Origin of the sequence: Pseudomonas sp. SIMBA_068 (genome assembly GCF_046534705.1) — a bacterium.
GTDB lineage: Bacteria > Pseudomonadota > Gammaproteobacteria > Pseudomonadales > Pseudomonadaceae > Aquipseudomonas > Aquipseudomonas putida.
Window position 1 is genome coordinate 1 of record NZ_JAWRYI010001511.1, and the last position, 240, is coordinate 240.

The following is a 240-nucleotide window of genomic DNA, read 5'->3' on the forward strand; positions in this document are numbered from 1 at the left end:
ATCGGCAAACTGACCATCCGCAACCGCGTGCTCAGTACCGCCCACGCCGAGGTGTATGCCACCGATGGCGGGATGACCACTGACCGCTATGTGAAGTACTACGAAGAGAAAGCCAAGGGCGGTATCGGCCTGGCGATCTGCGGCGGCTCCTCGGTGGTGGCCATAGACAGCCCGCAGGAATGGTGGAGCTCGGTGAACCTGTCCACCGACCGCATCATTCCGCACTTCCAGAACCTGGCT

The 240-nt window shown here is 61.7% G+C and carries 1 pseudogene; it reads left to right on the forward strand.

Going from position 1 to position 240, the window contains the following annotated elements:
* Nucleotides 1-240 (forward strand): annotated as a pseudogene (locus SB756_RS34710) (N-methylproline demethylase); the annotation flags it as partial.